The sequence below is a fragment of the Pseudomonas sp. NPDC008258 genome (assembly GCF_042956345.1).
Taxonomy (GTDB): domain Bacteria; phylum Pseudomonadota; class Gammaproteobacteria; order Pseudomonadales; family Pseudomonadaceae; genus Aquipseudomonas.
Genome location: NZ_JBIBGE010000027.1, coordinates 45,955 through 58,398 on the forward strand (window position 1 = coordinate 45,955; position 12,444 = coordinate 58,398).

Consider the following 12,444-nt stretch of genomic DNA (forward strand, 5'->3'; position numbering starts at 1 on the left):
GAACAAGGGCTCGGACATGACACTGAACAACCTCGAAATCGACACCCTCGTCGTGGGCGCCGGCCAGGCCGGCGTGGCCATCAGCGAACACCTGAACAAGCTTGGCGTGCCGCACCTGGTGCTGGAGCGCAACCGCATCGCCGAGGCCTGGCGCACTGGCCGCTGGGACTCGCTGGTGGCCAACGGCCCGGTCTGGCACGACCGCTTCCCGGGCCTGGAATTCAACCTCGACGCCGACGCCTTCGCCGGCAAGGACCAGGTAGCCGACTACTTCGAACAGTACGTACGCAAATACAACCTGCCGGTGCGCACCGGCATTGAAGTGAAGCGCGTGGTGCGCAACAGCGACCGCCCTGGCTTCACCATCGAAACCAACGAAGGCGTGATTCGCGCCAACCGCGTGGTCGCCGCCACCGGCCCGTTCCAGAAACCGGTGATCCCGGCCATCGCACCGAAAGACAGCAACCTGCACCAGATACACTCCGCCGCCTACTACAACCCCGAGCAGTTGCCGCAAGGCGCGGTGCTGGTGGTGGGTGCCGGGTCCTCTGGTGTGCAGATCGCCGAAGAACTGATGCGGGCAGGCCGCCAGGTGTACCTGTCGGTCGGCGCACACGACCGCCCGCCACGGGCCTATCGCAACCGCGACTTCTGCTGGTGGCTGGGCGTGCTGGGTGAGTGGGATGCAGAAATCGCCAAGCCTGGCCGCGAGCACGTGACCATTGCCGTCAGCGGCGCCCGAGGCGGCCACACCGTGGACTTCCGTGCCCTCGCCCACCAAGGCATGACCCTGGTCGGCCTGACCCAGTCGTTCGAAAACGGCGTAGCGCGCTTCCAGGACAACCTGGTCGAGAACATCAACCGTGGCGACGAAAACTACCTGGCCCTGCTGGATGCCGCCGACGCCTATATCGAACGCAACGGCCTGGACCTGCCAGAGGAACCCGAAGCCCGCACACGCCTGGCCGACCCCGCCTGCATGAGCAACCCACTGCGCGAACTGGACCTGGCACAGGCTGGCGTCGCCAGCATCATCTGGGCCACCGGCTACGGCGTGGACTTCAGCTGGTTGCAGGTGGACACCTTCGATGCCAACGGCAAGCCCCAGCACCAGCGCGGCGTGGCCCGCGAGCCGGGCGTGTACTTCCTTGGCCTGCCGTGGCTGTCACGCCGTGGTTCGTCGTTCATCTGGGGGGTATGGCACGACGCCAAGCACGTCGCCGGCCACATCGCCACGCAACGCACCTATCTGGCCTACCGCGACCGCGAGCAGCGCGACGCGGATGCGCAGCACGAAAACACGATCAGCAACGTCAGCACCCTCGGAGCCCACTGATGCCTACCCATACTCGCATCCGCATGTTCAACACCAAGGAAACCTACCCCAACCAGACCCTGGACAATGACCTGTGCCAGGCCGTGCGGGCCGGTAACACCATTTATGTGCGCGGCCAGGTCGGCACCGACTTCGAAGGCAAGCTGGTGGGCCTGGGTGACCCCCGCGCACAGACCGAGCAGGCGATGAAAAACGTCAAGCAGCTGCTTGAAGAAGCGGGCTCGGACCTGTCGCACATCGTCAAGACCACCACCTACATCACCGACCCGCGTTACCGCGAGCCGGTGTACAAGGAAGTGGGCAAGTGGCTGAAGGGCGTGTTCCCGATCTCCACCGGGCTGGTGGTGGCCGGGTTGGCCCAGGCCGAGTGGCTGATGGAGATCGATGTGATCGCCGTGGTACCGGATCAGGCGTGACCGACAACCTGCACGGCGGGTGACGCCTGTCGCCTGTCGTGCAGCCAGGCGTGGGTCACCTGCCCCGCCGCTTGCAGCCGCTGCGCTGCGGGCAAGCCGGCGGACGGCACTTCCACGCTGATGCACCCATCCCCCGGCAACGCCGCCAGCAACGCTGCCAACGGCAGTTGCCCTTGGCCCGGCAGCAGGCGGCCCTCGCGGGCCTCCGGAATGATCAGCTCGTGCGCAGGTGCCAGCAGCGGTGCATCGCACAGCTGCACGGCACGCAGCAGGCGCGGGTCGATTGCGGCGATATCTGCCACCTGGCCACCGGAGCGGAACAGGTGCAAGGCATCGACCAGCACGCCACCGTTGTGCTGCCCGGCCCCTGTCACCACCGCACACGCCTGTTGCAACGTCGCCACCGGCCGCCAGCGCATGAACTCCAGGTCCACCCGCAAGCCATGGCCATGCGCCATTTCACAAAGCGCTGCAAAGTTGCCGGTCAGCCGTGCAACATCGTCATCGTCACCGGACACCGTCAGGCTTGCCGCACCCAGCTCGGCACCAGCGGCTAACAGGGCCTGGTAATCTGAGACCCGGGTTTGCGGGGTAAGCGAGACAAACTCGATGTCCGTCACACGTACGCCCTCCCCGGCCATGACCGCCCGCAGTTCACGCATGCCCTGGCTGCCAGCCGACAGCGGATAGCCCAGCGCGCCCGGCATCACCGGGTGCAGCCGCAACCCCACCGCGCTGAAGCCGGCGCACCGCGCCTCGCGAACCAACACTGGCGGTGGCAGTTCCAGCGCCGTCAGGTGCGCCACGCCCAGGCCATTCAATAGGTCGCCCTCCCACCACTGAGGTCGAATACAAAGCCGGTGGTAAAGCTGCACTCGGGCCCGGCGATCCAGCTGACCATGTTGGCGATCTCCTCGGCCTTGAGGAAGCGCCCCATGGGGATCTTGGCCTTGCTCGCGGCAATATGCTCCGCTGTCATTTCGGCCATCAGCGGCGTCTCGACCATGGCCGGTGCCACGCAGTTGAGCAGCACGCCGTCCTGCGCCAGCTCCTTGGCGGCTGCCTTGGTGAAGGCGATGACCCCGGCCTTGGCTGCCGAATAGGCCGAGATGTACTGCACGCCGTCCTTGCCGGCCATGGAGGCGATGTTGACGATACGCCCGTAGCCACGTTCACGCATGTGCGGGATGGCGGTACGGCAGCAATAGAACACACCATTCAGGTCGATGGCGATGACCTTGTCCCACGCCTCTGGCGGGTAGTCCCACGAGGCCACCACCGGGCCGTTGATGCCGGCATTGTTGACCAGAATCTGCACCTGCCCCACACGCGCCAGTGCCTCGGCAAAAGCCGCCTCCACCGAGGCCAGCGACGACACGTCCACCGCCTGGCGCAGCACCGGTTCAAAGCCGTTTTCTGCACTGTCCCAGCCGTCGACGGCGAGGTCCCAGATCACCACCTGGGCGCCGGCGCTGTGCAGGCGCCGGGCAATCGCCAGGCCGATGCCACGCATGCCCCCGGTCACGATTGCGGTCTGGCCTTGCAGGTACTGGCTCATTGTTTAGCTCCATTTTCGACAGAAGGAATTTCCGGCAAGCGACGCAGGTCGCTGACCATGAACAGGTAGCACAGCGCACCCAGCACGGTGATCGACGACACGAACGCCAGGGCCCAGACGAACGAGCCGGTGAGCGACACGATGATGCCGATGGTCAAGGGGGTGACGATGCCAGCCGCATTGGCAAACAGGTTGAACAGGCCGCCACTGAGGCCCAGCAGGCCCTTGGGGGCGATATCGGACACGATCATCCAGGCCAGCGCCGACATGCCCTGGGCGAAATAGGCGATGCACAGGATGGTGATGACCAGTGCATCGGACTCGACGTAGTTGGCCAGCACGATCACCGAAGCAGTCAGCAGCCCGGCGATCACCGGCAGCTTGCGCGCCACGTTCAGCGAGTAGCCACGGCGCAGCAAGGCGTCCGACAACCAGCCACCCACCAGCGTACCCAGCGAGGCGGCAATGAACGGCAGCACCGCCACCCAGCCGACCTTGAGCCAGGGCATGTGCCGCTCGGTCACCAGGTAGGTAGGGAACCAGGTGAGGAAGAACACGTTGGTGGAGTTGCAGGCGAACTGCCCCAGGCAGATGCCCAGCATGTTGCGGTGCTTGAGCAGCGCCGGAATCTGCGACCAGCGGAATACCGTGGCTTTCTGCCCGCCATCGACCACCCCGCCACCGGCGGCGATGTAGTCCAGTTCAGCCTGGTTGGCCGTGGTCGACTCGTGCGGCTCGTGGTATTTGCGCCACCACACCAGGCCATAGAGGATGCCCATCAGGCCTACGGCCATCAGCAGGAAGCGCCAGCCGTAGGCGTGCAGCACCCAGAACAGCAGCGGCGTCAGGAAAGCCAGCCCGGTGTATTCGGCAAAGGTGTAGATACCCGTCGCCCTTGCCCGCTCGCTCTGCGGGAACCAGGTAGCCACCACCCGGCTGTTGGTAGGGAAGCACGGGGCCTCGGTCACCCCCACCAGAAAGCGCATGCCCAGCAACGACAGGAAGCCCTGCGCCAGCCCTTGCAGGCCGGTGAACAGCGACCACAGGGTCAGCGCCAGCCAGTAGGTGAGTTTGGTGCCCAGCCGGTCGATGAGGATGCCACCCGGGATCTGTGCGGCAGCGTAGGTCCACGAGAAGGCAGAAAAGATCACCCCCATCATCGCTGCGTTCAGGCCCAGGTCGGCGCTGATGCTGGGTGCGGCAATACCCATCACGCTGCGGTCGAGGTAGTTGATCATGGTGCCACCGGAAATCAGCGCCAGGATCATGAAGCGGGTGCGGGTGCGTTGTTGCGCGCGTGCCGGGGTGTCGAACACCCCGAGGCTGGCGTTCTGTTCTGTGTTCATGACGATTGCTCTCTTGTTATTGGAATGGCAAAAACGAGGTTCTAGGCGAACCCGAACAGACGTCGAGGGGTGTCCCACATCACCGTGCGGCGTAGCTGGGCATCCGGCATCAGCCGCTCGGCCAGTTTCAGCAGCGGGCCGTAGTCCACACGCGAGCGCTGGCGAATGAACGGCCAGTCCGAGCCCCACACGCAGGCTTCGGCACCAAACGCTTCAAGCAGGGCATGGACGTAGGCACGGCTCTGCTCCAGCAGCGCATCGGCCGCAGCGAACTTTTGCATGCCTGACAGCTTGACGCTGGCGCGGCCACTGTCCGCCAGTTGCAACAACGCCTGGAAGCCAGGCTGCTGTACCCCAGCCGCCACGTCTGGCCGGCCGCAATGGTCGATCAGCAGGCGTGCACGCGAGCCCTGAACCAGGCTGCGCAGTTCAAGCAACTGGTCTTCGCAGACCTGCACCTGGGCGAACAGGTCGAGCTCGGCGAGCTTGCCGAACAGGCCGTCAACGTCCTTCAAGCTGGCCACCCCGTACAACGCGGGGTTGAAGGCGATACCGACCACCCCCTGCGCCTGCAGCGCAGCCAGTGCATCGAGGTGTATGTCCGCCTCGACCACCGCCACACCCTTGAACCGCCCCTGCCCGGTAGCCAGGGCATGCAGCAGGCAGCGGTTGTCGGTGTGATAGCCGCTGTTGGGCCCCACCAGCAAGGCATGCTGCACACCGTAGGTGTCCATTACCCGGCTGAACTGCTCCTGGGTGGCGACTTCCTGGCCGGAAGGCGCATAGGGTGCGTCGGGGTGGTAAGGGAAACGGGCAGGATCAAACAAATGGTTATGGCAATCGATCTTAGGTTCGTCAAAGATGCTCACATGGCACTCCCGGCAAGCACCGCTGCGCTTGCCTGCAGATCTTGTTATTGTGCGCCGCAAGGGCGATTTGGCTGGGTTCAAGATACTGCGTGGCCAGGTTTGACGCTCATACCCAGATGGCAAAGACCATAACCTAAGGTAATACACATGCAGCTTGGCAACGAAGGCGCAGACGCAAGCCCCATGGTGTTCAAACTGCGCCACATGGAAGTGTTCCGCGCGGTGATGCTGACCGGCTCGATCAGCGCGGCGGCCAAGCTGCTGTATGTGTCGCAGCCAGCCGTCAGCAAGTTGATCCAGTACATCGAAGGGCGTTTGAGCTACCGCCTGTTCGAGCGCATCAACAACCGCCTGGTGCCCACGGCCGAGGCGCAGGTGCTGTTCCGTGAGGTCGAGCGGGTGTATCAGGCAGCGCTGGAAGTCAACGAGTGCGCCCTGTCACTGGGCGCAGGCGGCCACCGCAAGCTGCGCATCTCGTGCAGCGCTTCGCTGTCGACGGTGGTCATCCCGATTGCCCTGGCGCAGCTCAAGCGGGAGGCGCCGTCGCTTAACATCGAATGGCAAACCTCGCTGATGGGCGAAATGCCCAACCAGATCCTGTCGAAAAAGGTCGACCTGTCGATTGCCGCCCTGCCCGTGCAGCACGACCACCTGCATTCGCAGGCGTTCATGCGTGGGCGCATGGTGGTGGTGATGCCACCCGATCACGCTTTGGCCGGGCACACCTCGCTGACCTTGCGGCAACTGGAAGGCCACGCGCTGCTGCTGTTCAGGCCAGACATGCCGTTTGGCAAACTGCTGGCCGGGCACATCGAACGGTGCGGGGCGCAGTTGGTATCACTGTTGTCGTTCACCAATGCCAACGAGGCTGTGGCATTGGTAAAGCAGGGTATGGGCATTAGCGTGATCGACGAATTCGTGGCGCAGGACAGTGGGCTGGCGGTGGTGCCGCTGGCCGATGAGATTCACTTCGACATCAGCTTTGTCTATTCGCGCTTCGAGCCGCCTTCGCATGCGGCGATGCATTTGATGCGGGTGTTGCAGGGGCAGGCGCAGAAGCTTGGGCGGGCGATTGCGCCAACCTGATCGTCTACAAGAGCGACTGTCTTGCACGAGCCCCTGTGGGAGCGGGCATGCCCGCGAACACCGGCGGAGCCGGTGCCATCCACCGAGTCGCCTGATTCGCGGGCACGCCCGCTCCCACAGGGTATGCAGAAGGCTTGCGGGACGGCTTAGAAGCCAACGGTTGCCGAGAGCAGGTAAGTACGCGGCGTGGACAGGGTCAACCCCGGCTCACTGTCATCCGAAGCCCCCGCCGAGCTCCAGTAGCGATCATCCAGTACGTTCTCCACACTGGCCCGCAACGTCACCTCGGTGGCATCCACCTTGAACGCATAACGCGCCCCCACGTCATAACGCTCCCAGCCATCGATCTGCTTGCTGTTGTTCTGGTCCAGGTACTGCGAGCTGGAGTGAATGCCCCGCGCCGTCAGGGTCAGGCCATTCACGCCCGGCACGTCCCATTCGGCACCGAGGTTGACGTTGTATTCGGGTGTGGCCGGCGCGCGGTTGCCGTCAAAGGCGCCACCCACGGTGTCGGTCAGTTCGCTGTCGATGTACATCACCCCACCCAGCACACGCACGCCTTGCACCGGTTCACCGAACACGCTCAACTCGATACCCCGGTTGTCACGCTTGCCATTGGGGCCGAACACCCGCGAGGTGGCATTGGTCTCGTAAGCCGGCTGGCGAATGCGGAAGGCACTGGCAGTAAAGGCCACCCTGCCCAGGTCATATTTGGCCCCAACCTCGACCTGGCGGCTGGTGAACGGTGGGAAGATCTGGTCTTCGTTGACCGACGTCGAAGGCGCGATCTTGCCCTGGCTCAGGCCTTCCATGTAATTGGCGTAAAGCGATAGCTGGTCGGTAACCTTGAGCAGCACACCGCCCGAAGGCGAGACCTTTTCTTCGTCATAGGCAGTGTCGCCTTTGACGCCGTCGCTCCAGTCATCCACCTGCACGCGTTGCCAGCGTGCGCCCAGCGTCAGTAGCAGGCGGCCATCGAAAAAGCCGAGGGTGTCGGCCAGGGCTACGCCGGAAAAGCGGTTCTCCGTGTAAACCTCGGGGTCGATGCGGGTGGGCGTACCCGGGGTCGGTGTGGCCACCGGGTTGTAGAGGTTGCTGGGCGCCGACGCATAGCGGGCGCCGCCGTTGGTGAAGTCCATGTAGAAGTAGCTGGCCGCCAGATTCAGCTCATGGCTGACCGGCCCGGTATGGAACCAGTTGCGCAGGCCGGCCATGGCGGTGCGCACCGACTCATCGCGGGTAAAGTCGCGTGGCTGCACGGTGAAGTCACCGGCATCGTTGACGATGGAGACGTTGTGCCGCAGGAAGTCATGGTTGCTTTTGCGCGCGCCGACCGCGCCGTAGGCTAGCAGCGATTCGCTGATGTCGTACTCGGCATGCAGTGCGCCAAACGTGTCGTTGGTGCGCGCCTTGCTCCAGGCCTGGGCGTAGTTGTGGCGAACATCGTTGGCATCCGGCACCTTGGCGTTTGTGCCGATCAGCACGCGTTCCTGCGGTGCATCGGTGTCACGCTCGGTGTGGCCGAGGTCCGCCGACAGGCGCAGGCGCTCGCCGCGAAAGTCCAGGCCCAGCACTGCCATTTCACGCTCGACGCGCTGGTGGTCCCATTCGGTATCGCCGGCCTGCTTCACGCCATTGAAGCGCACGCCAAACTGCTGGCCTTCGCCAAAGCGCCGGCCAACATCCACCGCCCCGCCCGCCTGGCCAGCCGAGGCATAGCTGCCGGTAAACTCGGTGATTGGCTTGTCGCCAGCGCGCTTGGGCTGCACATTGATGCCGCCGCCCACGCTGCCACGCGGCGAAATGCCGTTGATCAACTGGCTGGGGCCTTTGATGATATCGACCCGGTCGGCCATTTCCATGTCGATCGAGTAGGTCGGCAAAATGCCGTACAAACCGTTGTAGGCCACATCACTGTTGAACAGGCTGAAGCCGCGAATGGTGAATTGCTCGAAGCGCCCGCCTGCCGGATTGGTGGCCCGAACCGAAGGGTCGGTGGCGATCAGTTCGCCCAAGGTTCGCGCTTGCTGGTTCTTCACCAGTTCGCTGGTATAGCTGGTGATGCTGAACGGGGTTTCCATGAAGTCACGCGACCCCAAAAGGCCCTGCGCGCCCTGCCGAGCCACCTGGCCGCCAGCATACGGCTGCGTTTCGTTGCTTGCGGCCAGCCCGCCAACGATGCTGGTCGGGGCGATTTCCAGAGCATCACCGGCCTCGGGTGCTGGCATCAGGGTGAAGGCCCCCTCACCCACCGGCAGCAACTGCAGGCCGCTGCCGCGTAGCAGCTGCATGAAACCTTCTTCGACACTGTAGCTACCAGACAGGCCGTTACTCTGCCGGCCCTGAACCAGTGCCGGGTCCAGCGAAAGGCTCACGCCGGCCTGGTCGGCAAACCGGGTGAGCACAGCGCCCAGGCTGGCGGCCGGCACCTGATAGGCACGCCGCACCGGCTCATCAGCCCAGGCGGGTGCGGACAACAACAGGCTCATGGCAAACAACGGGCGCACTGCGCGCGCCAGTGGGCGCAGGCGGCAAGACATTACTGCTGACATTGAACAAGGCTCCCCTTTATTTTCTTCCTACCGGTAATGACCGGCGAGTGAAAAAAAGGGGACAGCCTCAAGCACGGTTTTCTCGTGTCGCCAGGCTGACCCAGTAGCGTGTGCGTGCGTGCACCTGCAACGGCAGGCTGGCGACGAGCAAGGCAAGAATCCGGTCGGTATCGTCAAGGCGGAAAGTGCCAGTCACCCGCAGGCGCTCCAGCTCCGGCGCCCAGCGCAGCACCCCGGGGCGGTACCTGCGCAACTCGTGCAACAACTCGCCCAAGGGGCGGTCGTCCAGCCGCAGCACGCCCTCACGCCAGCCCAGGCGCCATTCATCCAGGCCTGTCACCGGCCCCACGCCTGCCACCTGCAGGTTGGCCTGCTGCCCGGCGTGCAGCACGTGTGCCGGACCGCGCAGTGGCTGCAGGCTGGCTAACCCATCGGCGACCGATACCCGGCAGGCCTGGTCGACCAGCCGCAGGCACACTTCACCACTGCCGAGCACCACCTGGCCGTAAGGCACCTGCAACGTCAGGTTCAGGTTGGCGGGCACCTTCACCGCCACTTCTCCGCGAAGCAATGTCAGGCGACGTGCATTCATGTCGATATCCACCGCACTGTCGGTGTTCAGCTGCACGAATGTGCCATCGCTCAACAGCACCTGCCGACGCTCGCCTACCGAGGTGTGCATGTCGGCGGTCCAGGCCTCCAGTGGTAGCTCTCGGCTGACCAGCCAGGCCGTGGGCAACAGCACCGCGATACCCAGGGCTTGCTTGAGCAATGCGCGACGCCCGGTATCCGGGCGGTCCAGGGTGGCCATGGCCAGCGCGCCGGGTAGCGCGGTAAACCGCTGGCGCAGCAATGATGCCTTCTGCCATGCATCTTCGTGCAAGCTGCTGCTGGCCCGCCATTTCGCCAGGCGCAGCAAGTCGCTCTCACTGGCGTCACCAGAGTCCAGCAGCGCCAGCCAACGGGCGGCAGCACGCACGGCTTCGCGGGTTTCAGGCGAGTGGGTGGTCATTGCAACTCGGCCAGCAGGCAATGTTCGTATGCCTGCGCCATATAGCGCTTTACCGAACGCTCGCAAACGCCCAGGCGCTTGCCGATTTCGGCGTAGCCCAGCCCTTCAAGCTGGCTCCAGAGAAAGGCCTTGCGTACCGGGGCCTTGAGGCCATCGAGCAATTCGTCGAGTGCTTGCAGGGTTTCCAGCAATATCCAGCGTTTTTCTGGCGAGGGCACATGCTGCTCGGGCAAGGTGGCCAAAGCGTCGAGGTAAGCCTGTTCCAGGCTGCGCCGTTGGTGGAAGTTGCTCAGCAGGCGTTTGCCCACTGTCAGCAGGTAGGCCCTTGGCTCGCGAATGTCAGCCAGGGGTTGGGCACTGGTCAGTACCCGTAGAAAAGTATCCTGGCTGAGGTCGGCGGCATCCCAGGCATTGCCCAGGCGCCGACGTAGCCAGGTTTCGAGCCAGCCGCGATGCTCCCGGTACAGGGCAGGCAGGCTAGGCTCCGGTGGCGGCGCGGCGTCGATCATGGGAATGGCCCTGCGGCGGCGTAAATAGGATTAATTCTAATTTACGTTGCGCCGCAGCACCAAGCGGTTTGTTACCGATCAGGCAATCGCCGCATCCACCAGCACTTGCGCTTCCTGTACCAGGCGCTGCAGGTGCGCTTCATCGATGAAGCTTTCGGCGTAGATCTTGTAGATGTCTTCGGTGCCCGATGGGCGCGCAGCGAACCAGCCATTGGCGGTCATCACCTTCAGCCCGCCAATCGCCTGGCCATTGCCCGGCGCGTGGCTGAGGATCTGCACGATCGGCTCCCCGGCCAGTTCGGTCGACTTGACCTGCTCTGGTGCCAGCTTGCTCAGCAACGCCTTCTGCCGCACATCGGCCTTGGCCTCGACGCGGGTGGCGTACGGTTTGCCCAGTGCCTCGGTCAGGTCGGCATAGGCCTGGCTCGGGTTGCGCCCGGTACGGGCAGTCATTTCGGCAGCCAGCAAGGCCGGGATCAGCCCGTCCTTGTCGGTGGCCCAGACCGAGCCATCGCGGCGCAGGAACGACGCACCGGCACTCTCTTCGCCACCAAAGCCAAGCGTACCGTCGAACAGCCCTTGGGCGAAGAACTTGAAGCCCACTGGCACTTCGTACAACTCACGGCCCAGGCGCTGGGTGACGCGGTCGATCATGCCGCTGGACACCACGGTCTTGCCCACGGCGGCGTCGCTGCGCCACTGCGGGCGGTGGCGATACAGGTAGTCGATGGCCACGGCCAGGTAGTTGTTCGGCTGCAGCAGGCCGTCGGAGGTCACGATACCGTGGCGGTCGTGGTCCGGGTCGCAGGCGAAGGCCACGTCGAAACGCTCGCGCAGGCCGATCAGGCCCTGCATGGCGTAGGGCGAGGATGGGTCCATGCGGATCTGCCCGTCCCAGTCGACGGTCATGAAGCGGAAGGTGGGGTCCACCTCGGTGTTCACCACTTCCAGGTCCAGCTTGTAGTGTTCGGCAATGGCCGACCAGTAGCGCACCCCTGCCCCGCCCAGCGGGTCGACGCCCAGGCGCAGCTTGGCGTTACGGATAACGTCGAAGTCGATGACGTTTTCCAGGTCCGCCACATAGCTGCTCACATAGTCATGGCGCTGGGTGGTCGGGGCCTGCAGCGCCTGGGCATGGTCCATGCGCTTCACGCCCGCAAGGTTGGCAGCCAGCAACTCGTTGGCCTTGGCCTCGACCCACTTGGTCACGTCGCTGTCGGCCGGGCCGCCATTGGGTGGGTTGTACTTGAAACCACCGCTTTGCGGCGGGTTGTGCGACGGGGTGATGACGATGCCATCGGCCAGGCCCTGCTCACGGCCACGGTTGTGGCAGAGGATGGCGTGGGACACGGCTGGCGTCGGCGTATATTCGTCGTCCTTGGACAGCCTGACCTGCACGCCGTTGGCCGCCAGTACTTCCAGGGCGCTGGCAGTGGCCGGCGCTGACAGGGCGTGGGTGTCGGCACCGATGAACAACGGGCCATCGATGCCCTTTTCCTGGCGGTACAGGCAGATGGCCTGGGTAATGGCCAGCACGTGGTATTCGTTGAAACTCAATTCAAGCGAAGTCCCCCGGTGCCCCGAGGTGCCGAAGGCCACCCGCTGGGCCGCCACGGCAGCGTCTGGGCGGCCGGTGTAGTAGGCGGTGAGCAGTCGGGGAATATCGACCAGCACGCTGGCCGGAGCCGGCTTGCCTGCCAAAGGACTGAGCGTCATGCAAAAACCTCGAGTTCAACAGATGTTGGTGTTGGAGCGTGCAG

Annotated in this window: 11 protein-coding genes; 3 read left to right on the forward strand and 8 right to left on the reverse strand. The window is 64.4% G+C overall.

The window, feature by feature from the left end; genetic code table 11:
- The first annotated feature begins 16 nt into the window (after positions 1–16).
- The gene (locus ACFY9W_RS20740; protein WP_391133933.1) at positions 17–1,336 is read left to right on the forward strand and encodes an NAD(P)-binding domain-containing protein; all 1,320 of its coding nucleotides are present in this window, start codon (positions 17–19) and stop codon (positions 1,334–1,336) included.
- Entirely contained in the window at positions 1,336–1,752 is a 417-nt protein-coding gene (locus ACFY9W_RS20745) for a Rid family hydrolase (RefSeq protein WP_391133936.1), read from the forward strand. Before ACFY9W_RS20740 ends, ACFY9W_RS20745 begins: the two co-directional genes overlap by 1 nt.
- Here the strand turns inward: ACFY9W_RS20745 and ACFY9W_RS20750 are convergent.
- From ACFY9W_RS20750 to ACFY9W_RS20765, 4 genes are read right to left on the reverse strand one after another with little or no spacing between them, the layout of a single operon-like run.
- Entirely contained in the window at positions 1,743–2,573 is an 831-nt protein-coding gene (locus ACFY9W_RS20750; protein ID WP_391133939.1) for a TIM barrel protein, read from the reverse strand. The two genes, ACFY9W_RS20745 and ACFY9W_RS20750, sit on opposite strands and share 10 nt — an antisense overlap.
- Complete coding sequence (locus tag ACFY9W_RS20755; RefSeq protein WP_391133942.1) at positions 2,570–3,310, reverse strand: SDR family oxidoreductase; 741 nt, start codon at positions 3,308–3,310, stop codon at positions 2,570–2,572. Before ACFY9W_RS20755 ends, ACFY9W_RS20750 begins: the two co-directional genes overlap by 4 nt.
- Positions 3,307–4,656 (reverse strand): MFS transporter, encoded by a 1,350-nt coding sequence (locus ACFY9W_RS20760; RefSeq protein WP_391133945.1) that lies wholly within the window; start codon positions 4,654–4,656, stop codon positions 3,307–3,309. Before ACFY9W_RS20760 ends, ACFY9W_RS20755 begins: the two co-directional genes overlap by 4 nt.
- 41 nt (positions 4,657–4,697) lie before the next feature.
- Positions 4,698–5,525, reverse strand: a complete 828-nt coding sequence (locus ACFY9W_RS20765; RefSeq protein WP_391133948.1) for an amidohydrolase family protein — start codon at positions 5,523–5,525, stop codon at positions 4,698–4,700.
- A 147-nt stretch (positions 5,526–5,672) separates the two neighbouring features.
- On the opposite strand from ACFY9W_RS20765, the gene ACFY9W_RS20770 reads away from it, so the two are divergent.
- Positions 5,673–6,611 (forward strand): LysR substrate-binding domain-containing protein, encoded by a 939-nt coding sequence (locus ACFY9W_RS20770; protein WP_391133951.1) that lies wholly within the window; start codon positions 5,673–5,675, stop codon positions 6,609–6,611.
- Between the two features lie 146 nt (positions 6,612–6,757).
- Here the strand turns inward: ACFY9W_RS20770 and ACFY9W_RS20775 are convergent, their stop codons facing one another.
- The 4 genes from ACFY9W_RS20775 to pgm all read right to left on the reverse strand — a co-directional run bounded on the left by ACFY9W_RS20775 (position 6,758) and on the right by pgm (position 12,400).
- The gene (locus ACFY9W_RS20775; protein ID WP_391133954.1) at positions 6,758–9,163 is read right to left on the reverse strand and encodes a TonB-dependent siderophore receptor; all 2,406 of its coding nucleotides are present in this window, start codon (positions 9,161–9,163) and stop codon (positions 6,758–6,760) included.
- A 67-nt stretch (positions 9,164–9,230) separates the two neighbouring features.
- Positions 9,231–10,175, reverse strand: a complete 945-nt coding sequence (locus ACFY9W_RS20780; protein ID WP_391133957.1) for a FecR domain-containing protein — start codon at positions 10,173–10,175, stop codon at positions 9,231–9,233.
- Positions 10,172–10,684 (reverse strand): sigma-70 family RNA polymerase sigma factor, encoded by a 513-nt coding sequence (locus ACFY9W_RS20785; RefSeq protein ID WP_391133960.1) that lies wholly within the window; start codon positions 10,682–10,684, stop codon positions 10,172–10,174. The genes ACFY9W_RS20780 and ACFY9W_RS20785 overlap by 4 nt, the downstream gene beginning before the upstream one ends.
- A gap of 78 nt (positions 10,685–10,762) precedes the next feature.
- Complete coding sequence (gene pgm / locus ACFY9W_RS20790) at positions 10,763–12,400, reverse strand: phosphoglucomutase (alpha-D-glucose-1,6-bisphosphate-dependent) (protein ID WP_391133963.1); 1,638 nt, start codon at positions 12,398–12,400, stop codon at positions 10,763–10,765.
- Between the last annotated feature and the right edge of the window lie 44 nt (positions 12,401–12,444).